The organism is Pseudomonas sp. LBUM1660 (assembly GCF_059695935.1).
This window is the reverse complement of record NZ_CP166795.1, coordinates 3350159-3373520: the sequence shown is the minus strand read 5'-3', so window position 1 is coordinate 3373520 and position 23362 is coordinate 3350159. Positions and strand designations below refer to the sequence as shown.

Annotated in this window: 22 protein-coding genes; 10 read left to right on the top strand and 12 right to left on the bottom strand. The window is 60.8% G+C overall.

The features are described from left to right. Nucleotides 1-30: 30 nt before the first annotated feature. From ACA068_RS15880 to ACA068_RS15870, 3 genes are all read right to left on the bottom strand, one after another. Nucleotides 31-798, bottom strand: a complete 768-nt coding sequence (locus ACA068_RS15880) for an anti-sigma factor family protein (protein ID WP_497303045.1) — start codon at nucleotides 796-798, stop codon at nucleotides 31-33. Then, nucleotides 795-1280 (bottom strand): RNA polymerase sigma factor, encoded by a 486-nt coding sequence (locus ACA068_RS15875; RefSeq protein WP_255141626.1) that lies wholly within the window; start codon nucleotides 1278-1280, stop codon nucleotides 795-797. The genes ACA068_RS15880 and ACA068_RS15875 overlap by 4 nt, the downstream gene beginning before the upstream one ends. A 66-nt stretch (nucleotides 1281-1346) precedes the next feature. After that, nucleotides 1347-1877: a tetratricopeptide repeat protein gene (locus ACA068_RS15870; RefSeq protein WP_497303043.1), complete on the bottom strand. Its 531-nt coding sequence runs from the start codon at nucleotides 1875-1877 to the stop codon at nucleotides 1347-1349. Nucleotides 1878-2220: 343 nt separating this feature from the next. Between ACA068_RS15870 and ACA068_RS15865 the strand changes: the two genes are divergently transcribed. The 3 genes from ACA068_RS15865 to nudC all read left to right on the top strand — a co-directional run bounded on the left by ACA068_RS15865 (nucleotide 2221) and on the right by nudC (nucleotide 4850). Then, nucleotides 2221-3054, top strand: a complete 834-nt coding sequence (locus ACA068_RS15865) for a class I SAM-dependent methyltransferase (protein ID WP_497303041.1) — start codon at nucleotides 2221-2223, stop codon at nucleotides 3052-3054. Between the two features lie 146 nt (nucleotides 3055-3200). After that, complete coding sequence (locus ACA068_RS15860; protein WP_497303039.1) at nucleotides 3201-4013, top strand: crotonase/enoyl-CoA hydratase family protein; 813 nt, start codon at nucleotides 3201-3203, stop codon at nucleotides 4011-4013. A gap of 6 nt (nucleotides 4014-4019) precedes the next feature. After that, a complete protein-coding gene (gene nudC / locus ACA068_RS15855) occupies nucleotides 4020-4850 on the top strand; it encodes an NAD(+) diphosphatase (protein WP_424481692.1) in 831 nt (276 codons plus the stop codon). Here nudC and ACA068_RS15850 read toward each other — a convergent pair. Both ACA068_RS15850 and ACA068_RS15845 read right to left on the bottom strand, forming a co-directional pair. Next, nucleotides 4818-5597: a TSUP family transporter gene (locus tag ACA068_RS15850; protein WP_497303037.1), complete on the bottom strand. Its 780-nt coding sequence runs from the start codon at nucleotides 5595-5597 to the stop codon at nucleotides 4818-4820. The two genes, nudC and ACA068_RS15850, sit on opposite strands and share 33 nt — an antisense overlap. Before the next feature lie 206 nt (nucleotides 5598-5803). Further along, on the bottom strand, nucleotides 5804-7042 hold the full coding sequence (locus ACA068_RS15845) for an acyl-CoA dehydrogenase family protein (RefSeq protein ID WP_497303035.1): 1239 nt from the start codon (nucleotides 7040-7042) through the stop codon (nucleotides 5804-5806). Between the two features lie 328 nt (nucleotides 7043-7370). Here ACA068_RS15845 and sfnG point away from each other — a divergent pair, with 328 nt between their 5' ends. Beyond that, nucleotides 7371-8465 carry a dimethylsulfone monooxygenase SfnG gene (gene sfnG, locus ACA068_RS15840; protein ID WP_497303033.1) on the top strand — a complete coding sequence of 365 codons (1095 nt, stop codon included), beginning with the start codon at nucleotides 7371-7373 and terminating at the stop codon, nucleotides 8463-8465. A 117-nt stretch (nucleotides 8466-8582) separates the two neighbouring features. On the opposite strand, the gene ACA068_RS15835 is transcribed toward sfnG, so the two are convergent. Together ACA068_RS15835 and ACA068_RS15830 are read right to left on the bottom strand one after the other, a co-directional pair. Beyond that, complete coding sequence (locus ACA068_RS15835; RefSeq protein WP_497303031.1) at nucleotides 8583-9059, bottom strand: nuclear transport factor 2 family protein; 477 nt, start codon at nucleotides 9057-9059, stop codon at nucleotides 8583-8585. Nucleotides 9060-9115: 56 nt separating this feature from the next. Further along, entirely contained in the window at nucleotides 9116-9679 is a 564-nt protein-coding gene (locus tag ACA068_RS15830; protein ID WP_497303029.1) for a TetR/AcrR family transcriptional regulator, read from the bottom strand. Nucleotides 9680-9895: 216 nt separating this feature from the next. Between ACA068_RS15830 and pssA the strand changes: the two genes are divergently transcribed. Continuing rightward, complete coding sequence (pssA, locus tag ACA068_RS15825) at nucleotides 9896-11239, top strand: CDP-diacylglycerol--serine O-phosphatidyltransferase (protein WP_497303028.1); 1344 nt, start codon at nucleotides 9896-9898, stop codon at nucleotides 11237-11239. Between the two features lie 3 nt (nucleotides 11240-11242). Here the strand turns inward: pssA and ACA068_RS15820 are convergent, their stop codons facing one another. The 5 genes from ACA068_RS15820 to efeU form a co-directional block, all read right to left on the bottom strand. Further along, the gene (locus ACA068_RS15820; protein WP_497303026.1) at nucleotides 11243-12412 is read right to left on the bottom strand and encodes an MFS transporter; all 1170 of its coding nucleotides are present in this window, start codon (nucleotides 12410-12412) and stop codon (nucleotides 11243-11245) included. Nucleotides 12413-12617: 205 nt separating this feature from the next. Beyond that, complete coding sequence (efeO, locus tag ACA068_RS15815) at nucleotides 12618-13442, bottom strand: iron uptake system protein EfeO (protein WP_497303024.1); 825 nt, start codon at nucleotides 13440-13442, stop codon at nucleotides 12618-12620. A 22-nt stretch (nucleotides 13443-13464) separates the two neighbouring features. Continuing rightward, nucleotides 13465-14763, bottom strand: coding sequence for an iron uptake transporter deferrochelatase/peroxidase subunit (gene efeB, locus ACA068_RS15810; RefSeq protein ID WP_497303023.1), 1299 nt, complete (start codon nucleotides 14761-14763; stop codon nucleotides 13465-13467). 17 nt (nucleotides 14764-14780) lie between these two features. After that, nucleotides 14781-15980: an iron uptake system protein EfeO gene (efeO, locus tag ACA068_RS15805; protein WP_497303021.1), complete on the bottom strand. Its 1200-nt coding sequence runs from the start codon at nucleotides 15978-15980 to the stop codon at nucleotides 14781-14783. Between the two features lie 8 nt (nucleotides 15981-15988). Continuing rightward, nucleotides 15989-16828, bottom strand: coding sequence for an iron uptake transporter permease EfeU (gene efeU / locus ACA068_RS15800; protein WP_497303019.1), 840 nt, complete (start codon nucleotides 16826-16828; stop codon nucleotides 15989-15991). A gap of 290 nt (nucleotides 16829-17118) precedes the next feature. Between efeU and ACA068_RS15795 the strand changes: the two genes are divergently transcribed. From ACA068_RS15795 to ACA068_RS15775, 5 genes are all read left to right on the top strand, one after another. Then, entirely contained in the window at nucleotides 17119-18135 is a 1017-nt protein-coding gene (locus ACA068_RS15795) for an AraC family transcriptional regulator (protein ID WP_497303017.1), read from the top strand. Nucleotides 18136-18318: 183 nt separating this feature from the next. Next, nucleotides 18319-19983: an AMP-binding protein gene (locus ACA068_RS15790; protein ID WP_497303015.1), complete on the top strand. Its 1665-nt coding sequence runs from the start codon at nucleotides 18319-18321 to the stop codon at nucleotides 19981-19983. 15 nt (nucleotides 19984-19998) lie between these two features. Then, on the top strand, nucleotides 19999-20760 hold the full coding sequence (locus ACA068_RS15785) for a 3-hydroxyacyl-CoA dehydrogenase (RefSeq protein WP_497303013.1): 762 nt from the start codon (nucleotides 19999-20001) through the stop codon (nucleotides 20758-20760). Between the two features lie 11 nt (nucleotides 20761-20771). After that, the gene (locus ACA068_RS15780; RefSeq protein ID WP_497303011.1) at nucleotides 20772-21965 is read left to right on the top strand and encodes an acetyl-CoA C-acyltransferase; all 1194 of its coding nucleotides are present in this window, start codon (nucleotides 20772-20774) and stop codon (nucleotides 21963-21965) included. Nucleotides 21966-22105: 140 nt separating this feature from the next. After that, on the top strand, nucleotides 22106-23233 hold the full coding sequence (locus tag ACA068_RS15775; protein ID WP_109631727.1) for an acyl-CoA dehydrogenase: 1128 nt from the start codon (nucleotides 22106-22108) through the stop codon (nucleotides 23231-23233). Nucleotides 23234-23362: the final 129 nt, after the last annotated feature.

The window sequence follows — 23362 nt, the reverse complement described above, 5'->3', positions numbered from 1 at the left end:
AAACAGACGCCAAGCATAGGACAACTTCGCTCACACGCTAAGTCGACTTCGCAACAACTTCGCCATGCCTTCCAGTTCCGCCGCCGGGTTATGCCCGATCAGCATCCACGCATGTTCCATGTCTGCCCAATAAACCACATTCATCCTGTGTCGAATTTCATGGGCGAAATGCCGGCTGCCGATGTTTGAACGCTTGGCGCACAAGGCAATCGGGCCATGTGCCGGGTCCAGATAAGTAATCTGCGCGATAGGCATGCCGTCGTATTCGAGGATTTGCGCGCGCTTCAATTCTGACCGAGGCAAGGCCAGTTGCGCAGGCGTCAGGCTCAGGCCCAGGCGCGCGTCGATGGTCCGCAGTTGCGCCCGTTGCGAAACTTCATCGACGGGCAAGTGTTCCAGGGTTTGCGGCACGTACAGCGACATATAGTCGGCGACCAGGCCCCGCCAGTTGCTCTTTTCCTGGCTCAATTGCCAGCCAAGGAACAATCGATCTGCCACTACCCCGCTGACCACCAGGCCCGCCGCCGCAGCGAGGAACCAGCGTCGACTCATGGCCGGGCGTTCAGGCGAAGGCAAGGTGTCGAGCATCGATTGCAAGCGGTCGATGGGCGCTTGCTGGGCGAGTTCGTCGTAGGCCACTTTGAATGGCAGGCTGCTGCGGGCCAGCCATTGCAGGCGCAGGTTGAGTGTAGAGTCTTCGGCGATGGCCGTATCAATGCGGGTGCGCTGGTCGACATCAAGATGATCGTCGAGGTACGCCACCAGTTGCTCGTCTGAAGGTGTCGCGCGCTCGTTCATCGACGTTCTCCCGTAAAAGGGTTCGGTACTGTGTGCAGTGGCGGGTATTCGGCCAGTTTCACCCGGGCGGCGGCGAGGCGGCTCATGACGGTGCCGATGGGCACTTGCAGCACCTCGGCGACTTCGCGGTACGACAGGCCTTCAACGTAAGCCAGGTACACCGTTTCACGCTGGGCCTCGGGCAGGGCGTCGACCCGGCGGATGACCTGGGCGGCGAGCACATGAGTTTGCGCCACGGATTCTCCGTCAAACGACAGCTGGCTATCAGCATCGACGAGGCCCTGACCCTGGCGCACCCGCCGGGATCGCACTTCGTTGAGCCAGATCGAATGCAGAATGCTCAGCAGCCAGCGGTCCATGCGGGTGCCGGGGACAAACTGCCCGGCACGCTCCAGCGCCCGAACGCAGGTGGCTTGCACCAGGTCCTCGGCGACATGCCGCTGCCGGGACAACAGCAGGCCGTAACGCCATAAACGCGCCAAATGCTGGCCCAGTTCAGCTCGTATTGCCTGATCGCTGGCGATGGCGACCTCCGTCTGTTCGGTGTGTCAGGTTTTCGATGAGTCGCTGATGGCTTCGGCCAGGTCCTGGTATTCCTCGCACGTGCTGCCACAGATCGATTTGATCTGCTGCAACTGCTCTTGCGCCAGGTCCAGTCGACCTTTGATCACGTAGGCTTCGCCCAGGTATTCACGCACTTGCGCATACTGCGGATCAAGTTTGACCGATTGCAGGTAATAACCGATGCCTTCGTCAGTGCGCCCCAGTTTACGCGTGGCGTAGCCGCGGTAGTTCAGGGCCTTGGCCGTGTTCGGTTTCTTGAGCGCGTCGAGCAGCGCCAACGCTTCTTCGTAACGACCGTCCTTGGCTAGGCGATAAGCATAGTCGGTTCGGTCGGCGTCCGGGACCAGGCTGCTGGTTTGCATGACGCACTTCTGCGACTTGGTGTCGAAAACCTGGCCTTTGGGGCAGTTGGGCTTGGCCGGGGCGTCATCGTCGCCATTGGCCAGGGCCAGCGAACTGGACAACGCAACGGCGAGCAGCAGCGGGGCGGTGAACACAGCAAAACGGATAGTCATGGGCAATGCTCCGTAGGGAAATTCGTTTCAGTTGGTTCTTCCTGAACCCAGCGAAATACAAAACCCAGCCAATCTGGCTCAGCAGCAAGATATAAAGCACCCGTGCGCGGTCTTCGCCAATACATTTATCACGCCCTGATTGTCCGTTGGTGGTCATGGTGAGGTGGTCGCAACGTGGCGGTGAATCCGGGTTCGGGTTGTTAACGGGCAATTCTCATGGGGCGTTGATTGGAGAACACCGCAGGGTGAACAATTATTCATTTCTTTGTGACGAACATTGCGAGGAACCCTTGGATCGAGGCGCTATGCTCGACTGCACTCGTCGTCGATCGGGAGCACTGCCATGAAAGATCAGGTCCATCATTCTGCCGCTACGGGTTACAAAACGGGGGCCGACGCCTACGTTCGCGGCCGCCCGGACTATCCGCCGCAAGTGGCCGACTGGCTGAGCAATACTCTGGGCTTGAACGCGGACAAAACCGTGATCGATCTGGGCGCGGGCACCGGTAAATTCACCGGGCGCCTGGTAGCGACCGGCGCGCAGGTGATTGCCGTGGAACCGGTGCCGCAGATGCTTGAGAAGTTGTCCGACGCGTTCCCCGATGTGTTAGCGGTGAGCGGCACCGCCACGGATTTGCCGCTGCCGGATGCTTCGGTGGACGTGGTGGTCTGCGCCCAGGCCTTTCATTGGTTTGCCAGCACCGAAGCGCTGACCGAAATCGCCCGGGTCCTCAAGCCCGGCGGCAAGCTGGGCCTGGTGTGGAACCTGCGGGATGCGAAGGTGAGTTGGGTGCCGAAACTGGATGCGATCGTCAACGCGCTGGAAGGCGATACGCCGCGCTACTACACGGGAGCCTGGCGTCAGGCCTTTCCTCATCCGGCGTTCGGGCCGTTGCAGGCCCAGCATTTCAGCCATGGGCACACGGGGGCGCCGGAGGATGTGATCTTCAATCGCGTGCGCTCGACCAGTTTTATTGCGGCGTTGCCCGAGGAGCAGCGGCAAAAGGTCGATGAACAGATGCGGGCGTTGATTGCGGGGGAGCCTGAATTACGCGGCAAGGATGTGGTGACCGTGCCTTATGAAACCGTGGCGTTTGTGGCGGTGAAGGGCAGTTGGATCGACGGTGCGGCCTTCGCGGGCAAGCCTCGCTCCTACAAAGGCACCGTATCCCCGTAGGAGCGAGGCTTGCCCGCGAAGAGGCCAGATCAGACACTACAGAACCTGAGGCAGTCCCGCTTTTGGCCGAACCACTGCCTTACTCCCCCAGGCAATGCCTTGTTATAGTCCGGTCCTCATTTTTGCCCGGTAAAAGGATCACTGCCATGTCTCAGTACACCGCGTTCACCGTCGAACTGGCCGATAAAATTGCCCATGTGCAGATCAATCGCCCGGAAAAGATCAATTCGATGAACGCCGCGTTCTGGAGCGAGATCATCGAGATTTTCCAGTGGATCGACGACACCGATGAAGCCCGGGTTGTTGTACTCAGTGGCGCCGGCAAGCATTTTTCTTCCGGCATCGACCTGATGATGCTGGCCGGTGTGGCCAATGAACTGGGCAAGGACGTCGGCCGCAATGCGCGCCTGCTGCGCCGCAAGATCCTCGCCCTGCAAGCGTCGTTCAACGCCGTCGATAACTGCCGCAAGCCAGTGCTGGCGGCGATTCAGGGCTATTGCCTGGGCGGCGCCATCGACCTGATTGCTGCGTGCGACATGCGCTACGCCGCTGAGGGCGCGCAATTCTCGATCAAGGAAATCGACATCGGCATGGCCGCCGACGTGGGCACTTTGCAACGCTTGCCGCGGATCATCGGTGACGGCATGCTGCGTGAACTGGCTTACACTGGTCGCACCTTCGGCGCCGAGGAAGCGCGCAGCATCGGTCTGGTCAATCGCGTTTACAGCGACCAGGCCAGCCTGTTGGACGGTGTGATGGGCATTGCCCGCGAAATCGCCAGCAAGTCGCCGATTGCGGTCACCGGCACCAAAGAGATGATCAGCTACATGCGCGACCACCGCATCGACGACGGCCTCGAATACGTCGCCACCTGGAACGCCGCCATGCTGCAATCCACCGATTTGCGCGTGGCCATGGCCGCCCACATGAGCAAACAGAAACCCGAATTTCTGGACTGATTAAAAATGACTTCACGCTGGACCACTGCAGTACTGGACACCGATCAACCCGGCGGCTGGGCCGTGGCTCGCAGCCCCGAAGGCTTTCTGTTCGACGACAATGGCGCGCTGTTCCCTCGCGAATGGCTCAAGCGCCAGGACCTGTCGATCCTGGCCGAACATGGCATCGGTCACCTGGATGGCGAACCGGTCTATCTGCTGGAATTGCGCAGTCACAGCGATGTACCGGGCTGCAACTGGAAAGGCTTGCGGGCGTTCATGCTCGACGGCGATCACACGGTGTACAAGGTGCTCGGCTATGCCGCGCAGATTGGCACCTGGTACCGCGAGCATCGCTTTTGCGGCAACTGCGGCCAGGCCGCGACGCAAGTTCCCCGTGAGCGGGCGATGTACTGCGAGCCGTGTGATTTGCGTTATTACCCGCGCATCTCGCCCAGCATGATTGTGCTGGTGACCCGGGGCGACGAAGTGTTGCTGGCTCGTTCGCCACGCTTCGTGACCGGGGTCTACAGCACGTTGGCGGGGTTTGCCGAACCGGGCGAGTCAGCCGAGGACTGCCTGATTCGCGAGGTGCGCGAGGAGGTGCAGATCGAGGTCAAGAACATCCAGTACTTGGGCAGCCAGTGCTGGCCGTTCCCGCATTCGATGATGCTCGGTTTTCACGCCGAGTACGCCGGTGGCGAAATTGTCTGCCAGGAAGATGAAATCGAAGACGCCCAGTGGTTCAACGTGCATGAGTTGCCGCCATTACCGGCGTCGCGCTCGATTGCTCGTTACCTCATCGACGTCTACGTGGCGCGGCGGTTAGGCCACGCTGAACCAGTGCTGCCAAGCTAGCCGCACGGTCAAGCCCAGCACCACGGTGATGAACACCGGACGAATGAACTTCGCGCCGCCGCTGATGGCGGTGCGAGCCCCGAAGAACGCGCCGACCATCACCGACAGGCCCATGCTCAGGCCGATGATCCAGTCCACCTGCCCGGAAAACACGAACACCGACAGCGCCGCGATGTTGCTGACGAAGTTCATGCTACGCGCCACGCCGCTGGCCTTCACCAGGTCAATCGGATACATCAGCATACTGCTGACGGTCCAGAACGCGCCGGTGCCCGGGCCGGCCACACCGTCGTAGAAACCGAGGCTGAAGCCTTGGGTCGATTGCCACTTTTTCTTGATCGGCGCGTCGCTGTCCGGCGGCGCTTTCGGTGTGCCGCCGAACAACAGGTACAGGCCACAGGCAAACACAATCACCGGCAGCATCTTGTTCAGCCATTCGGCCGGCAGGTAATGCGCGACCACGGCGCCGGTCAGCGCACCGACCAGCGTGCCGACGATGGCGTGCACCCACTGCCTTGGATGGAACAGCTTGCGGCGATAGAAAGTGAAACTGGCGGTGGCGGAGCCGAAGGTCGAACTCAGTTTGTTGGTGCCCAGCACCAAGTGCGGCGGCAGGCCGGCGGTCAGCAACGCCGGGGTGGTCAGCAAACCGCCACCGCCGGCAATGGCGTCGATGAAACCGGCGATGAAGGCGACGAAGGCCAGAATGGCCAGGGTGGTGAGGTCAACGCTGAGTTCGAAAGGCATGGAAATCGGCTTATTTGGCGGGGTGCAGCAAGGGGCTGCGGGGAAGGGCCGATATCTTACCTAGATCCAGACTTTGCGGCGACTGGTCTGGCCCCTTCGCGAGCAAGCCTCGCTCCTACGGGATTTATGTCATCCACCCATTTTGTGATGACCACAATCCCGTAGGAGCGAGGCTTGCCCGCGAAGGCGTCCTCCCAAGCGCTACATCACTTTGGCTGCGGCCCATTCCCGATCTGCCACACAAACGGCGGCTCCGTCCCGTTGATCGTCCAGTCCCCAACGATCCGCGCCTTGTAGATCAGCGGATTATGCGACGACACCGTCCGCGCATTGCGCCAATGCCGGTCCAGCGATTTCCCCTCGCGAACATCCGAGGCCCCCAGCGCATTGAACAACTGCGTGGTCGCTCGCAGGATCAGTTCAGAAACCACGACTTGCGCCTTGGCTGATTCGATTTCCGCCGCGACATTCGCCGCCCGCTCAAGCACCCCATCACCCGAGAATCGCGCCAGGTAGGCCCGTTGCGCCGGTTGCGCAGCCTTCAAAGCACTCGCTTCAGCGGCGTACACCCACGCGGCGATGTCACCAACCACTTGCTGAACCTGCGCATCCTGGCTGACGTGCCGAGCATTGCCGTGGCTGTAAATGCGTTTGCGCTCGCTTACCTGATGAGCCACGTCGCGCAATGCCGCGCGACCGATGCCGGCCAGGGTTGCCAGCAGCACCAATTGATAGAACGCGGTCTGGTATTTGAAGCGGGTGGCAAAGTCGATCACGTTTTCGGCGTCGACGTCGGCGTCGATAAACCGCGAGGTGCCACTGCCGGTGGTGCGCTGGCCAAAACCGTCCCAGTCATCGCTCTGCACTATCCCGGGCTGGCGGGTGCGGACCGCGGCAATCACATCGCCGCCGGTGTCGCTGCGTTGGGCATACACGTCGATCCAGTCGGAAAACAGGCTGCCGGTGCTGTAGAACTTCTCGCCATTGAGCCGCCACTGGTCGCCGTGGGGCGAGACTTTGGTGATGACATCGCCGATTGCCACGCTGCCGATTTCAGTCCAGGCATTGCCGACAAGGTCACCGTCGACAAAGCGCCTGAACCACAGATCCCGGCCCGGTCCCGGCGGTGAGTTCAAGCGGTCTTCGACAAAGGCGAAATGCCCGCGCAGGGCCTGGGGCACGTTGGAATCGGCTTCGGCCAGTTCGATCAGCAACTCCAACAATTGCGGCAGGGACGCGCCGCCACCGCCATATTCCACCGGCACCCGCACGGCGCCGAAACCGGCGCCCTTGAGCCATTGAATCGGCTCGAAGGGCAGGCTGCGGGTTTGTTCGCGCTCCACGGCGCCGGCGGCGATGCGCTGGAAAATCGGCCGGAATCTTGAGGCCAATGCCTCATAGTCGGTGCCATTGGACAGAGCGTTGATTATTTGGTGTTCGGTCATGGGAGGGTTCCTTGGGCAGTGAATGCCAAGGGGGATTGCACGGACCATGCCGTGCGCTTCTGGCCAGGTTTTGCGTGGTGTTATCGATGTTCAGGTGTGCCGGACTGTTGTTCAGCCAACAGTGCATCCGCAAACTGACCCAGACCCACCGACATCTGTGGCGAGGGGGCTTGCTCCCGCTTGAGTGCGCAGCGCTCACAAATATTCTGGGGCTGCTGCGCAGCCCAGCGGGAGCAAGCTCCCTCGCCACAGTGGTCTCTCAAGAAAACTGCGCTGGCACGGTTGCTGCTCTGCCCCAAGGACTTCCCAACGTCCCGAGGACATGCCAATGAGTCAGCAAGCCGTCAAATTTGCCTACTGGGTGCCGAACGTCAGCGGCGGGCTGGTGGTCAGCAAGATCGAGCAACGCACCCACTGGGGCATCGACTACAACCGCAAGCTGGCGCAACTGGCTGAAGAGGCCGGGTTCGAATATGCCCTGACCCAGATTCGTTTCACCGCCGGTTACGGTGCCGAGTTCCAGCACGAGTCGGTCGCCTTCAGTCATGCGTTGCTGGCCGCTACGACCAAGTTGAAAGTGATCGCCGCGATCCTGCCGGGGCCTTGGCAACCGGCCTTGGCAGCCAAGCAACTGGCGACCATCGATCAGCTGACAAACGGCCGAGTGGCGGTGAATATCGTCAGCGGCTGGTTCAGGGGTGAATTTCAGGCGATTGGCGAACACTGGCTGGAACACGACGAGCGCTATCGCCGTTCAGAAGAATTCATCCGCTCGCTCAAAGGGATCTGGAGCCAGGACAACTTCACCTTTCGCGGAGACTTCTACCGCTTTGACAACTACAGCCTCAAGCCCAAGCCGCTGGGCCACCCGGAAATCTTCCAGGGCGGCAGTTCCCGCGCAGCCCGGGACATGGCCGCGAGGGTCTCGGACTGGTACTTCACCAACGGCAACACGCCTGAAGGCATCAAGGCCCAGGTCGACGACATTCGCGGCAAGGCTGCGGCTAACCATCATTCGGTGAAAGTCGGGGTGAACGCGTTTGTCATCGCTCGCGACACGGAAGAAGAGGCCCGGGCCGTGTTGGCGCAAATCATCGATCAGGCTGACCCGGATGCGGTGAACGCGTTCGGTGATGCGGCGAAACAGGCGGGCAGGGCGTCGCCAGAGGGCGAGGGCAACTGGGCGAAATCGACGTTTGAGGATCTGGTGCAGTACAACGATGGCTTCAAGACCAACCTGATCGGCACGCCGCAACAGATTGCCGAGCGCATCGTGGCGTTGAAAGCGGTGGGCGTGGACCTGGTGCTGGCGGGGTTCCTGCACTTTCAGGAAGAGGTGGAGTATTTCGGCAAGCGGGTGTTGCCGTTGGTGCGGGAGCTTGAAGCAAAAGCAGCGGCCAAACAGCAAGCCGCAGTCGCCTGAACACCAAAACCCCTGTAGGAACGAGGCTTGCCCGCGAAGGCTGATTCACAGTCAACAAATAAGTGGCCTGTTACATCGCCTTCGCGGGCAAGCCTCGCTCCTACAGGGGATCAGCGGTTACAGACCGAGGTCGGACAGGCCTGGGTGATCATCCGGGCGACGACCCAGCGGCCAGTGGAACTTGCGGTCGCTTTCCTTGATCGGCATGTCGTTGATGCAGGCAAACCGGTTGGCCATCAAACCGTTTTCATCGAATTCCCAGTTTTCGTTGCCGTAGGAACGGAACCAGTTGCCCGAGTCGTCGTGCCATTCATAGGCATAACGCACGGCGATGCGGTTGTCGGTGACGGCCCAGAGTTCCTTGATCAGGCGGTAATCCAGTTCTTTGGCCCATTTGCGGGTCAGGAAACCTTTGGCTTCTTCGCGGTTGTAGGCGAACTCGGCGCGGTTACGCCACTTGGTGTCCAGGGTGTAGGCCAGCGACACGCGTTCCGGGTCGCGGGAGTTCCAGCCGTCTTCGGCCAGGCGAATTTTTTCGATGGCTGATTCACGGGTAAACGGCGGCAATGGCGGACGAACTTCGGCGTTAGACATTTACAGTCTCCCTTTCAAATTAACGTTCAAGCAAGTTGTCGGGCTTGGTTCAAGTGTTACAGGTCCAATAACTTTCGCGCCATGCATTGCGCATTATCGGCGGCACTGTGATCACCCATCACAAGCGCTACGGTAATGGCGCCGTCGATCAGGATCAGCAGCTGTTTGGCCAGCATCTGCGGATCGGTAGCGCCATGTTCGGTGCAGAGCTCGCGCACGTAGTCGAGCAGCTTCTGTTTGTGGTCTTTGGCGACCAGGCGAACCGGGTCTAGCGGGTCGCCGGTTTCACCGCTGGTGTTGATGAACGCGCAGCCACGGAAGCCTTCAGAGGCGAACCAGGCCTTGAGCACGGTAAACAGGTTGAGCAGGCGGTCGGCCGGGGTTTCAGCCTGGTCGACTTCACTTTGGTACCACTTCATCCAGCGCACGTCGCGGCGTTGCAGGGCGGCGACGGTCAGCTCCTCCTTGTTGGCGAAGTAACGGTAGATACTTTTTCTGGAGACGCCGGCGGTTTTCACCAGAAGATCCATTCCGGTGGCGGCGATGCCACTTTTGTAGATCAACTTTTCGGTGACATCCAGAATGATGTCGCGTGTGTCGTTGCTGGTAAGTTCGTTCATGTGGCGAACAGTAGAACGATCGTTCTCCTTGGTCAAGCGGGTATTTTATTTGCCTGTTAAATTGCCTTCGCGGGCAAGCCTCGCTCCTACAGGGGAATACAATCGCCGTAGGAGCGAGGCTTGCCCGCGAAGGCGTCATTACAGACGCTCACAAGACCCAAGCGGATCCATGGTGTAAGCTCTCGGGCTATTCGGAATTGACCCATTGCGAGCCCTATGCCGTCGCTTTTCAAACGCTCTCTGCTGCCTAAACTGCGCAGTTTTCCGCTGACCGCCGATGCCGTCACCATTCTTTCCGGCGCTGCCGAGTTCCGTCGTTGCCTGCTGGAAAAAATCGCCAGTGCCACCCAACGTATCTATATCGTTGCGTTGTACTTGCAACAGGACGAGGCCGGTCAGGAAATCCTTGATGCCTTGCACGCCGCCAAACTGGCGCGTCCAGAGCTGGACGTGGTCGTGGTGGTGGACTGGCTGCGCGCTCAGCGCGGCTTGATCGGTGCCGGCAAACAGCCCGGCAACTCGGCCTGGTATCAAGAGGCGACCCGCACCCACGAAAGTGTTGTGCCGGTATACGGCGTGCCGGTGCAGACTCGCGAGCTGTTCGGCGTGCTGCACTTGAAAGGCTTTGTGATCGACGACTGCGTGATCTACAGCGGCGCGAGCCTGAACAACGTTTACCTGCACAAGTTCGACAAGTACCGCTACGACCGTTATCACCTGCTGCAGAATCACGCGCTGGCCGATTCCATGCAGCACCTGATTCAGCACGGTCTGATCGCTTCCAAAGCGGTGCATCGCCTCGACCTGCCGAACCTGCCGACCACCCGCAGCCTGCGCAACGACATTGGCGATTTGCGCAGCCGTCTCAAGCACGCGGCGTATGACACCACGGCCGGCAGCACGGTGAAGGGCGGCTTGTCGGTGAGCCCGTTGCTTGGCGTGGGTAAGAACAACCCGTTAAGCCGGGTGATCTGCGAGTTGATCGCCAGCGCTCAGCATCAGCTGACCATCTGCACGCCGTACTTCAACCTGCCATTGGCGGTGACCCGGGAAATCAACCGGGCCCTTGGCCGTGGGGTGAAAATCGACATCGTGGTCGGCGACAAGACCGCGAACGACTTCTTCATCCCGCCGAGCGAGCCGTTCAAGGTGATCGCCGCGCTGCCATATCTTTACGAGATCAGCCTGCGGCGCTTTGCCAAACGCCATCAACACAGCATCGACAGTGGAAAGTTGAACCTGCATTTGTGGAAGGACGGCGACAACACCTATCACCTCAAAGGCATGTGGATCGACCAGCGCTACACCTTGCTGACCGGTAATAACCTCAATCCACGGGCGTTCCGTCTCGACCTGGAAAACGCGCTGCTGATTGATGACCCGAAGGGCGAGTTGCTGGAGCCGCGCAGTAATGAACTGGGCGAGATTTTCCAGAACACCACGCGCATCCAGCGGTATCAGGATCTGGAAACGCTGCTGGAGTACCCGGCGGCGGTGGCCAAGTTCCTCAAACGCGTCAGTCGGGTGCGGATAGAGCGGTTGCTCTATCGTATTTTGTAAGGTTCAGTGCTGCCGAGGCTGTGGCCACAACGCCACCAGCAGCAACAGCGCAGCGGCAACCAGGTAGGGCAAGCGCGGATCGACGTCGTAGATCAACGTCGCCGCCAGCGGTCCGATGACCACCCCAAAGCCCTGCGCGGCACCAATGGAACCGGCGGTGGCGCCTTGTTCCGAGGCGTCGACCGCGTTGGCAGCCAGTGCGGCGAAGGACGGAAAGATCAGCCCCATCCCGCCCGCCGACACGAAAAAGCACAGCCATAAACCCCACGCAGCATCCGCCAGGATGCTGCAGGCAAAGCCCACGGCCGCCACCAGTGCGCCCGCGCGAATCAGCCGCAGCGGAGACCATTCGAGCCGCCGCACCAGCAGTTGCGAACAGATCAGCGCGAAACCGACCATGGTCAAGGCGATGCCAGCGGTTTGCGCCGCATCGGCCGGACTCATGCCGAGTCGGTCGAGGGCGAAGAAGCCGACGGTGATCTGCGCAATCGACACACAGAGCATCGCCACAAACGCGACGGCCATTGGGCGACGCAGTCGTGGATCGTTCAGACGAACCTTGCGCGGCGCTTGCCGCAGGTGCAGTTCCTGACCCTTGAGCTTGTAGTGCAGCACCACAAACGCCAGCAACGGCAGGATCGCCATGGCATAGAACGGCAAGCTCAGACTGAAGCGCGACAACAACGCCGCAATCGCCGGGCCGATCACCAGGCCGCAGGCGTTGGCCGCGCCCAGGGCCGCCATGGCTTTGGCGCGGTGTTGCGGCTCGATGTTGTCGGCGATCAGCGCGTTGCCGCCCACCGGAATCGCGGCATAGAACACGCCGATCAGGCCGCGTCCGATCATCAACCCGATAAACCCCAACAGCGCTGACGGCAGAAAACGCAACGAGGCATCGATGAACAGGCACAAGGCCCAGTAGGCGAGGGTGAAGCCGGCCGTGGCGATCAACAGAATCCGTCGTCGGCCATAGCGATCACTGGCCTGACCCCAGGGGCGGGCGAGCAACATCCAGATCACCCCGGACACCGTTACCGCCGCGCCGGCCTGCCAGGTGGCCAGGCCCAACACCCGGGCGATCGGCCCGATCAGGGAGACGAACGCCATCATCGACATGGAACAGGCCATGTTGGCGACCATGAGTGGGCGCAGGTCGAAGGCAGGGGTGGTCATGGTGAGTCTTCCGTGAGCTTTGTTATTGGTGGGGATGTTAGCGCGGGTTATGTGCAAGTCAGGAGGAATATTGGTGAACGTGATAATGCCTTCGCGGGCAAGCTCGCTCCCACATGGATTTTGTGTCGATCACAAATCCACTGTAGGAGCGACGGTGCGACGATTCGACCTGCTCGCGAAGGGGCCCGCTGCAACGCTACAAAAATCAGTTCAAACCCAACTTCCCACGCAACGTGGAAAGATCCTCAGCCAACGTATTCACCGGCCCCACCAACGCCTTGCGGTCGTTCTCTTTCACCTTGTCATACGTCTCAAACCCTCCCTCCTTGGTTTTATACTTCGCCAGAATCTTGTTCACGCTGGCGAAGTTCTTGTCGACCTTGGCAATAAACGCCGCGTCCTGCTTTTCGATCTGCGGACGGAACAGGTCGACGATTTTCTTCGCGCCGTCGATGTTGCCCTGGAAGTCATACAGGTCGGTGTGGCTGTAACGGTCTTCTTCCCCGGAGATCTTGGTCGCCGCGACTTCCTCCAGCAGGGCAGCGGCGCCGCCCACCACTTTTTCAGGCGGGAACGTCAGGCCGGCCACGCGGGTTTGCAGGTCTTTCACGTCTTTGTTCAAGTCATCGGCCAGATCGTCCAGACCCTGGGTGCTGTTTTCCGAGAACAGCGAATATTCAATGCGATGGAAACCGGTGAAATCCTCAGCCTTCACGCCTTTTTCGTGGTCATCGACGCGTGAGTCTATGGAGGCGTCCAGGTCACTGAACAGCTCGGCAATCGGCTCGATCGACTCGTAGAAAACCCGGGTCGGCGCGTAGAGTTTTTTAGCTGAGGCCAAGTCACCTTGTTTCACCGCGTCGGTGAATTGCTGGGTGTGGCTGGCCAGTTGATCCAGTTGCTCGGTGACGTAGATCTTGTAATCCGAAATCGGCTGCACCAGCTCCAGCGGCGCCGTCGCCGCGAATGCCGAAAGCGGGGTATTGAGCAAGCCTAGGGTCAGCAATAACGCGAGGGGCGACTTTTTCATGGGACGGTTCCGTGTTGGGTTTTCAGGTGTTGTTTTTGGGTGATGTGGCGTCAAGCAGCAAGCGACCGATGAAGTCCTTGTCGCCCGTCACACCCGGCAGGGTGAAGAAGTAACCGCCGCCGACCGGCTTGAGGTATTCCTCCAACGGCTCGCCGTTGAGTCGGGTCTGCACGGTGATGAAGCCTTTTTCCAGATCGGCCTGGTAGCAGATGAACAGCAACCCCATGTCCAACTGACCGTTCTTGTTCACGCCGTTGGAATAGTTGAACGGCCGACGCAGGATCAGGTTGGCCTGGGTCGCAGCGGTGCGCGGGTTGGCCAGGCGGATATGCGCGTCGAGTTTGGTCAGTTTGCCTTCCGGGTCTTTGGCGTAGTCGGGGACCTGGGTTTCATGCGCACCGCCCACGGGCGCGCCGGTGGCTTTGATGCGGCCGAGAATGCTTTCCTGTTCCTGCAATGGCGTGCGATCCCAGCGTTCGACGAAGTTGCGGATGATCCGCACCGCCTGATAGCTGCCATTGGCGGCCCACGCCGGTTCCTCGCTGCCCGGTTGCACCCAGACGATGCTGTCCATGGCCTTGGAGTCGTTGGAATCCGGGTTCGCCGAGCCGTCGCGAAAACCCAGGAAATTGCGTGCGCTCTGCGCCGGCACATTGGGTTTTGTCGGGGCCTGGGGCGGTACGCTGCCTTCCTGTTTCCAGCGCACCAGCAGCAGGTCCGGCAGGTTTTTCACGATGTCGCGCAGGGCGTGGATATTGGTGTCGGTGGTGTTGGCGCAGAACTGCAGACTCAGGTCGCCGTGACAGCAATCGGCTTCCAGGGCGTCATTGGGAAAACCGACCATGCGGATAAGCCGTTTGGGCTTGGCACTGGCCAGGCCGAAGCGCTCGTCAAACAGCGACTCGCCCACCGACACGGTGATGGTCAGATTGTCCGGTGCGACCACCGGGCCGAGGATGCCCGAATCCACCGGCGGCAGTTTCGGATCGACTTGAGCCACCGGGCCGCCCTGCATCAGGAAGGCGATGCGCTCGTTGAGGGTGCGGAACAGCCGCTCCAGATCCTCGCGATCACTGGCCAGCACATCAAACGACACCAGCATGCCGGACGCCGGGCGCGGGGTGACGATGCCGGTCTGGTGCTTGCCGTGAAACGCGTGGCGGTCCTCGGTCTTGTCGCTGCTCGGTGCTTCGGTGACTTGCGCGGGGCTTGCGGCCATCGCCGGGCAGCTCAGTGCGGAACCTGCCAGCGCGACACCAGCAGCGCCCATGCCCATCAATACCCGGCGACGCTGGAGGTTGAAGTGTTCTGAATCGTTCATCGTTTTGAGTCTTCTGCTTAAAGGCCGGAAAGGCCAAGGGCGGGATCGATTCCATCGAGTGCGTCGGCCAGCGCCTTGGCCTTGTTGGCGATTTGTTTACGCTGCTCGGCAGTGACCGTGTCGTAGCTCGCGTAGCCGTCCTGGACCTTCAACCCATTGAGTTCGGCGTCGAGGGCGGTGATCGCGCTGTCGATCTTCGGCAGCAACTCGGCGGCGGACTTGGTCAGCAACGGGCGCAACAGGTCGACGACTTTGCGCGCAGCGAAGAGGTTGGAGGCGAAACCGTTCAGGTTGGTGTGGCTGTAGCGTTCTTCTTCACCGCTGCTGGCACGCACATCGGCGAGGCTGTGCAGATTGCGCACGACAATACTCACCAGTTGCTCCGGCGGCAGCGACTGGGCGAGCAGTTGCTGTTTGAGCGTGGTGACGTCGCTGCTCAAGCGCAGGGCAACCGGCGCTAGGCCGTCGAGATTGCGTTGCTGGAACAGCGCGTACTCGATGCGGTGGAAGCCGCTGAAGGCCGGATCCTGCTCGCGTTTCTCGAAGTAATCGGCGCGGGCATTGATGGCGTTGTCCAGTTCAGCCAGACGCTGGGCGGCCGGGGCGATCCGTTGATAGGCGGCGCGGGCGGGCACATACAGCGCTTGTGCCTGGCTCAGATCGCCAGCCGCGATGGCCTGCTCAAGGGCGGCGACGGCTTTGATCAGCGCGCTGCTTTGGCTGCTCAGGTAGACACGAAACTCGGACAACGGCCCCACGAACGCGACCATCGACGGTTTGGCCTTGGCGGCGGCGTCGGAAGCGGCGGTCGCCGTCACGTGCAGAGTGCCGCGCGGGTTACTCAGCAGTCCACAGGTGATCGCGTAGTCGCCGGGCAGCAGGTTGGCATTGATGACCTGGCTCAGGCCCGGCGCGATGTTTTCCCGTTCTTCGACCACCAGCACGCCGTCGAGAATTTCCCACTCCACCGCCCGGTCCGAGCGATTGACGATGCGGAAACTGGCGCGGCCTGCCGGAACGGTCAGCGCATTCGGCTCGCAGCTGTGCGAGTGAATGGTCACCACCACTTCGTCATGGTGGGGCTGGCGCTTGGCCGCCGCTATTTTCGAGGCGTAGTAGAACAGGCCACCGGCGGCGATCATCACGATCACCGAACCGGCCACCGCCCAGTGCAAGGCGCGGGGAGGCGAGGCCTGGGGAGGGGCTTGATTTGGCATGGGTGCCCTTACTGGCTGGAAACGGAAGAGGGTTGTTTAGCGAGTACGGGCGCAGGGAGAAAGAACATCACCAACGCCACTACCAGATAAATCAGATAAGCCCCGAGGGTGCTGACCGTCGGCGCGTCCTGGTAACCGAACATGCCGGCCATCACCGAACCTACCGGGCCGTCCATCGGCAGCGTTGCACTGAAGTCAAAAAGCACGGTTTGCAGGTGATTCCACAGACCGGCTTCATGCAGGGCCTGCACCGAGTTGGCCAGAATGCCGGCCGCCACCACCAGGATGAACAGACCGGTCCAGCGGAAGAACGCGCCGAGGTTCAGGCGCATGCTGCCGGTGTAGATCAGGAAGCCGACAATGATTGCCAGGATCAGGCCGAGGAGGGCACCGATCGGTGCCGCCGGGCCTTCGCTCTGCTGGAATACCGCGAGCAGGAAGAACACCGTCTCCAGACCTTCCCGGGCCACGGCGAAAAACACCATGGCGATCAGTGCCGTGACCTGGTGTTTGGAGCCGGTGAGCGCGTGGTCGAGGGAGACGTGCAGTGAGTGCTTGATCGAACGCGCCACTTTGCGCATCCAGAAGACCATGGAGCTGAGAATGCCGACGGCCACCAGGCCGACCACGCCTTCAAACAGTTCCTGTTGTTTCTGCGGAAATTCGGCGCTGACCAGCTCCAGGCCACCGCCCACCAGCAAAGCCAGCGCAACGGCGAGGAACACACCAATCCATACGGCGGGCATCCACTGGCCACGGCCGGTCTGCTTCAGGTAGCTGGCGATGATGCCAACGATCAACGCGGCTTCAATGCCTTCGCGCAGCATGATCAGAAAAGGAACAAGCATTCAGCACCGACTCGGAATTAGATAGGGTGCTAAGTTGTAACATAATGACACTCATTCCCAAATGGCATTCATTGACATTTACCTGAACCTAACCTGAACAACTCTAAAGATCACCCCATCCCCTGTAGGAGCGAGGCTTGCCCGCGAAGAACGATTACGCGATTTCAGGGCAAGACCGAGTCGCCTGCTTCGCGGGCAAGTCGGATCGCCGCACCGCTCGCTCCTACAGGATTGGGTCGCTGTACGCTAATATGCCGGCACTCAAACAAGATCAAGGCCCACCTCGCTCAATGTCGGAAAAAGACACCATCGCCATTCAACTGGTGCGCGAAGCCCTGTTGCAAAGCTGCGCCCCCGGAGCCGCCACCGACGAGGTATTGAACAAGGTCGGCATCGATCCGGCGCTGCTGCAAACCAGCGATGCCCGGGTCCCGGCCACTGCATATGCGCGGCTATGGCGCTTGCTGGCCCGGCGCGGGGACGATGAATTTTTTGGCATGGACCCGCGCAAGCTCAAATCCGGCAGTCTTGAGTTTCTCTGCCGCAGCTCGATGATCCAGCCGAGCCTGGCGGCCGGCCTGATGTCAGGCCTGAGTTTCCTGTCGTTGATGCTCGAACGCATGCCCGCGCAGCTGGTTCGTCAGCAAAGCCTGGCGGAGATCGTGTTGCTGGAAGACGATCAGGACCCGCGCCGTGCCTTCACCTATTTCACTTACTGGATGATCGTTCACGGCGTTGCCTGTTGGCTGGCCGGGCGGCGCATACCGATTCTGGCCATCGAATTGCGCTGTGCGGCGCCGGACTTCTGCGATGACTATCAGGTGATGTTCTCCGAGAACCTGCGTTTCGACCGGCCCCGCACGCGGATGATTTTCTCCGCCGATTGCCTGGACCTGCCGATCAAGCGCAGCCCGGAAGAGCTCAAGCGGTTCCTGGCCCATGCGCCGGCGAATATTCTGGTCAAGTACCGCGACCCGGAAAGCCTGGCGAGCCGGATCAAGCATGATTTGCGCCAGTTGCCTGCCGAACAGTGGCCGGAGACCGAGCCTTTGGCGCAGCAACTGTGCATGTCGGCCTCGACCTTGCGTCGGCGGCTGGCGGAAGAAGGTCAGACCTATCAAGGGCTCAAGGACAGCGTGCGCAAGGAGTTGGCGATTGTGTGGCTGGCCGAACCGCACATCAGCTTCGCCGAAATCGCCACGCGGTTGGGATTTGCCGATGCGAGCTCGTTCTACAAGGCGTTTCGCAAGTGGTCGGGGTCGAATCCGGGGCATTATCGGAGTTTGATTCTTAACGAAGCCCACTGATCCGGGGTTTGGGTTGACTTGCCCGCGAAGGCGCCAGCACAGGCAAAACCTCTCTTGAACCTTGGCCAAACCAGTCAAACAACTTGATAGCTTTGACCATTGCCCCAATCCCCCCGCGGGGCGAGTATTTCTGTGGTTTTTACGGTTCCCCCAACCTAATAAAAATACAGAGGGATTCTGGCAATGCGCGAATACTTGTCTGCCACATCACAGTTCAATTATCAGCACACCGTCGACGCCGCCCTTGTCGGTGATTTGACTGCCCTCAACGCTTGCGTCGAGTGTTGCGACCGGCATGCCTTGCCGGGGCGCATTGCACTGTTCTGGGAAGGTCGCGACGGCGCCAGCGCGACGTACACCTTCAGCGACCTGCAGGACAAAGCCGCGCGGTTTGCCAACTTCCTCCTGGCCCAGGGCGTGAAAAAAGGCGACAAGGTTGCCGGCCTGCTGCCACGCAACATCGAATTGCTGATCACCGTCTTCGCCACTTGGCGCATCGGCGCGGTCTATCAGCCGCTGTTCACCGCCTTCGGCCCGAAAGCCATCGAGCACCGCCTCAGTTGCTCCGGGGCCAAAGTGGTGGTCACCGACGCGGTCAATCGCCCCAAACTCGTTGAAGTCGCCGACTGCCCGACTATCGTTACCGTCGCCGGTGCGAAAGGCCAAGGCATCGTCCGTGGCGATTACAGTTTCTGGGCCGAACTGGCCAATCATACCTCCAAGTGCGAACCGGTGTTGCTGACCGGCGAAGACCCGTTCCTGCTGATGTTCACCTCGGGCACCACCGGCCCGTCGAAAGCCCTGTCGGTGCCGCTCAAAGCCATCGTCGCTTTCCAGAGCTACACCCGCGACGCCGTGGACCTGCGCCCCGAAGATGCGTTCTGGAACGTGGCCGATCCGGGCTGGGCCTACGGCATCTATTTCGGCGTCACCGGGCCCATGGCGATGGGGCATCCGATCACGTTTTACGATGGCCCGTTCACCCTCGAAAGCACCTGCCGGGTCATCAACAAATACGGCATCACCAACCTCACCGGGTCACCAACGGCCTACCGCTTGCTGATTGCCGGTGGCGACGAATTTGCCAAGTCGATCAAGGGCAAATTGCGCATCGTCAGCAGCGCCGGTGAGCCGCTGAACCCGGAGGTGATCCGCTGGTTCGCCGACAACCTCGGCGTGGTTATTCATGACCATTACGGCCAGACCGAACTGGGCATGGTCCTGTGCAACCACCATGGCCTGGAACATCCAATCCACATAGGCGCCGCCGGTTTTGCTTCGCCGGGCCACCGCATCGTGGTGCTCGACGATGAATACAAGGAACTCGGCGTCGGCCAGCCAGGCATTCTTGCCATCGACCGCACCCAGTCGCCGATGTGCTGGTTCGCCGGATATGAAGGCGCGCCGACCAAAGCCTTCGTTGGCAACTATTACCTGAGTGGTGACACCGTCGAGTGGAACCCGGACGGCAGCATCAGTTTCGTCGGCCGCAGCGATGACGTGATTACCACTTCCGGCTACCGCGTCGGCCCGTTCGATGTGGAAAGTGCGTTGATCGAACACCCGTCAGTGATCGAAGCCGCCGTCGTTGGCAAGCCCGATCCGGAACGCACCGAACTGGTCAAAGCCTTCGTGGTGATTTGTGAGCAATACCGCCCGACACCGGAGCTGGCCGAAGAACTGCGCCAACACGTGCGCAAGCGCCTGGCGGCGCATTCGTACCCGCGTGAAATCGAATTTGTCAGCGAGTTGCCGAAAACCCCAAGCGGCAAATTGCAGCGCTTTATCTTGCGCAACCATGAAATCGCCAAGGCTCAAGAGGCCGCGGTGAAGAACGTTCAAGCTTGAATCAAGGACACAATGATGCAGATCGAAAACAAGGTTTTTCTCGTCACCGGCGGTGCCTCGGGCCTCGGTGCGGCCACCGCTGAAATGCTGGTCGCGGCCGGCGCCAAAGTAATGCTGGTGGACATGAACGCCGAGGCGGTTGCGACCCAGGCTGAACGTCTCGGCGCGCAAAGCGTAGTGGCCGACATCAGCGACGAATCAGCCGCCGAAGCCGCGGTCAAGGCGACGGTAAAAGCCTTCGGCGGCCTCAACGGTCTGGTCAATTGCGCCGGCATCGTGCGTGGCGAGAAGATCCTCGGCAAGAACGGCCCGCACGCGTTGGCCAGTTTCAGCCAGGTGATCAACGTCAATCTGATCGGCAGCTTCAATATGCTGCGTCTGGCTTCGGCGGCCATCGCCGAAACCGAAGCGGATGCTGACGGTGAGCGCGGCGTGATCATCAACACCGCCTCGGCGGCGGCCTATGACGGCCAGATCGGCCAGGCTGCGTATGCCGCGTCCAAAGGCGCAATCGTCAGCCTGACCTTGCCCGCCGCCCGTGAACTGGCGCGTTTCGGCATCCGCGTGATGACCATCGCCCCCGGCATTTTTGAAACGCCGATGATGGCCGGCATGACCCCGGAAGTCCGCGCTTCCCTGGCGGCCGGTGTGCCGTTCCCGCCACGTCTGGGCAAACCGGGCGAGTATGCCGCGCTGGTCAGGCATATCATTGAAAACAGCATGCTCAATGGCGAGGTGATCCGTCTCGACGGTGCCTTGCGCATGGCCGCCAAGTAAGGAGATTTGTCATGACTATTGCCAACGATCCCATCGTTATCGTCAGCGCTGTCCGCACCCCGATGGGCGGTTTTCAGGGCGAACTGAAAAGCCTGACCGCACCGCAACTGGGTGCTGCCGCGATTCGCGCGGCGGTCGAGCGCGCTGGTATTGCGCCTGAGTCGGTCGAAGAAGTGCTCTTTGGCTGCGTATTGCCCGCAGGGCTTGGTCAGGCACCGGCGCGGCAAGCTGCGCTGGGTGCGGGGCTGGATAAATCGACCCGCTGCACCACCCTGAACAAGATGTGCGGCTCGGGCATGGAAGCAGCGATTCTGGCCCACGACATGCTCGTTGCCGGCAGCGCTGACGTGGTTGTCGCGGGCGGCATGGAAAGCATGTCCAACGCGCCGTACCTGCTGGACCGCGCTCGCAGCGGTTACCGCATGGGCCATGGCCGCGTGCTCGACTCCATGTTCCTCGACGGTCTGGAAGATGCCTACGACAAAGGCCGCCTGATGGGCACCTTCGCCGAGGATTGCGCCGAAACCAACGGTTTCAGCCGCGAAGCTCAGGACGCATTCGCCATTGCCTCGACCACCCGCGCGCAGCAGGCGATCAAGGACGGCAGCTTCAAGGACGAGATCGTGCCGATTACCGTGACTGTCGGTAAAGAGCAGGTGCTGATCAGCAACGACGAACAACCACCGAAAGCCAAACTGGACAAGATTACCTCGCTGAAACCGGCGTTCCGCGAAGGCGGCACAGTGACAGCGGCCAACTCCAGTTCGATCTCCGACGGCGCGGCTGCATTGGTGCTGATGCGCCGTTCCGAAGCACATAAACAAGGTCTCAAACCGCTGGCGGTGATTCACGGCCACGCTGCGTTTGCCGATACCCCGGGCCTGTTCCCGGTAGCACCGGTGGGCGCGATCAAGAAGCTGATGAAGAAAACCGGCTGGTCCGTGGACGACGTCGAGTTGTTCGAAGTCAACGAAGCGTTCGCGGTGGTCAGTCTGGTGACCATGACTAAACTGGAAATCCCCCACGAGAAGATCAACGTGCACGGCGGCGCTTGCGCCCTCGGCCACCCGATCGGTGCGTCTGGTGCGCGGATTCTCGTGACCCTGCTCTCGGCCCTGCGCCAGAAAGGCCTGAAACGCGGCGTTGCAGCGATCTGCATCGGCGGCGGTGAAGCCACGGCCATGGCTGTGGAATGCCTGTACTAGGCCAACCTCACCCCTGTGGGAGCCAGCCTGCTGGCGATGAGGGTGTGTCATAAAAGTAGATATTGACTGACACGACGCCATCGCCAGCAGGCTGGCTCCCACAGAGTTTTGTGCCGTACTCCGGATTTTAAGGATTCACCATGATTCCCAACGACGAACAACTTCAGATCAGCGACGCCGCCCGGCAGTTTGCCCAGGAACGATTGAAACCGTTCGCCGCCGAGTGGGACCGCGAACACCGCTTCCCCAAGGAAGCCATCGGTGAGATGGCCGAACTGGGCTTCTTCGGCATGCTGGTGCCGGAGGAGTGGGGCGGTTGCGACACCGGTTACCTGGCCTACGCCATGGCCCTGGAAGAAATCGCCGCCGGTGACGGCGCCTGCTCGACGATCATGAGCGTTCACAACTCAGTGGGTTGCGTACCGATCCTCAAGTACGGCAACGACGATCAGAAAGAACGCTTTCTCAAGCCACTGGCCAGCGGCGCGATGCTCGGCGCCTTTGCCCTGACCGAACCGCAGGCAGGCTCCGACGCCAGCGGCCTGAAAACCCGTGCGCGTCTGGAAGGCGATCACTACGTGCTCAACGGCTGCAAGCAGTTCATCACTTCCGGGCAGAACGCCGGTGTGGTGATCGTGTTTGCTGTCACCGACCCGAGCGCCGGCAAGCGCGGCATCACGGCGCTGATCGTGCCGACCGATTCACCGGGCTACAAAGTCGCACGGGTTGAAGACAAACTCGGTCAGCACGCCTCCGACACTTGTCAGATCCTGTTCGAAGACGTGAAAGTCCCGGTGGCCAATCGACTGGGTGAGGAGGGCGAAGGTTACCGGATCGCCTTGGCCAACCTCGAAGGCGGCCGCGTCGGCATCGCCTCGCAATCGGTTGGCATGGCCCGCGCTGCGTTTGAAGCGGCCCGCGATTACGCCCGTGAGCGTGAGAGCTTCGGCAAGCCGATCATCGAACACCAGGCGGTCGCGTTCCGTCTGGCAGACATGGCGACCCAGATTGCCGTCGCCCGGCAAATGGTGCATTACGCAGCGGCATTAAGGGACAGCGGCAAACCGGCCTTGGTCGAAGCGTCCATGGCCAAGCTGTTCGCCTCGGAAATGGCCGAGAAGGTCTGTTCCTCGGCGTTGCAAACCCTTGGCGGTTACGGTTACCTGAATGACTTCCCGCTGGAGCGGATCTACCGTGACGTGCGGGTGTGCCAGATCTACGAAGGCACCAGCGATATTCAGCGCATGGTTATTTCGCGCAATCTTTAAAAAGAACCTGTAGCAGCTGTCGAGTGAAACGAGGCTGCGATCTTTTGAGGTTGTTTTAACGAGCAAGATCAACGGAACGCAGCCTCGTTTCACTCGACAGCTGCTACAGAGATCGAGCTTTTTGTAAAA

Coding starts and splice junctions, on each gene's coding strand:
- ACA068_RS15870 (WP_497303043.1), bottom strand. CDS start 1,877: ATGACTATCCGTTTTGCTGTGTTCACCGCCCCGCTGCTGCTCGCCGTT.
- sfnG (WP_497303033.1), top strand. CDS start 7,371: ATGAGTCAGCAAGCCGTCAAATTTGCCTACTGGGTGCCGAACGTCAGC.
- ACA068_RS15835 (WP_497303031.1), bottom strand. CDS start 9,059: ATGTCTAACGCCGAAGTTCGTCCGCCATTGCCGCCGTTTACCCGTGAA.
- efeB (WP_497303023.1), bottom strand. CDS start 14,763: ATGAACGATTCAGAACACTTCAACCTCCAGCGTCGCCGGGTATTGATG.
- ACA068_RS15845 (WP_497303035.1), bottom strand. CDS start 7,042: ATGACCGAACACCAAATAATCAACGCTCTGTCCAATGGCACCGACTAT.
- ACA068_RS15790 (WP_497303015.1), top strand. CDS start 18,319: ATGCGCGAATACTTGTCTGCCACATCACAGTTCAATTATCAGCACACC.
- ACA068_RS15780 (WP_497303011.1), top strand. CDS start 20,772: ATGACTATTGCCAACGATCCCATCGTTATCGTCAGCGCTGTCCGCACC.
- efeU (WP_497303019.1), bottom strand. CDS start 16,828: ATGCTTGTTCCTTTTCTGATCATGCTGCGCGAAGGCATTGAAGCCGCG.
- ACA068_RS15795 (WP_497303017.1), top strand. CDS start 17,119: ATGTCGGAAAAAGACACCATCGCCATTCAACTGGTGCGCGAAGCCCTG.
- ACA068_RS15850 (WP_497303037.1), bottom strand. CDS start 5,597: ATGCCTTTCGAACTCAGCGTTGACCTCACCACCCTGGCCATTCTGGCC.
- ACA068_RS15880 (WP_497303045.1), bottom strand. CDS start 798: ATGAACGAGCGCGCGACACCTTCAGACGAGCAACTGGTGGCGTACCTC.
- efeO (WP_497303024.1), bottom strand. CDS start 13,442: ATGAAAAAGTCGCCCCTCGCGTTATTGCTGACCCTAGGCTTGCTCAAT.
- efeO (WP_497303021.1), bottom strand. CDS start 15,980: ATGCCAAATCAAGCCCCTCCCCAGGCCTCGCCTCCCCGCGCCTTGCAC.
- ACA068_RS15820 (WP_497303026.1), bottom strand. CDS start 12,412: ATGACCACCCCTGCCTTCGACCTGCGCCCACTCATGGTCGCCAACATG.
- ACA068_RS15785 (WP_497303013.1), top strand. CDS start 19,999: ATGCAGATCGAAAACAAGGTTTTTCTCGTCACCGGCGGTGCCTCGGGC.
- nudC (WP_424481692.1), top strand. CDS start 4,020: ATGACTTCACGCTGGACCACTGCAGTACTGGACACCGATCAACCCGGC.
- ACA068_RS15860 (WP_497303039.1), top strand. CDS start 3,201: ATGTCTCAGTACACCGCGTTCACCGTCGAACTGGCCGATAAAATTGCC.
- ACA068_RS15775 (WP_109631727.1), top strand. CDS start 22,106: ATGATTCCCAACGACGAACAACTTCAGATCAGCGACGCCGCCCGGCAG.
- ACA068_RS15830 (WP_497303029.1), bottom strand. CDS start 9,679: ATGAACGAACTTACCAGCAACGACACACGCGACATCATTCTGGATGTC.
- pssA (WP_497303028.1), top strand. CDS start 9,896: ATGCCGTCGCTTTTCAAACGCTCTCTGCTGCCTAAACTGCGCAGTTTT.
- ACA068_RS15865 (WP_497303041.1), top strand. CDS start 2,221: ATGAAAGATCAGGTCCATCATTCTGCCGCTACGGGTTACAAAACGGGG.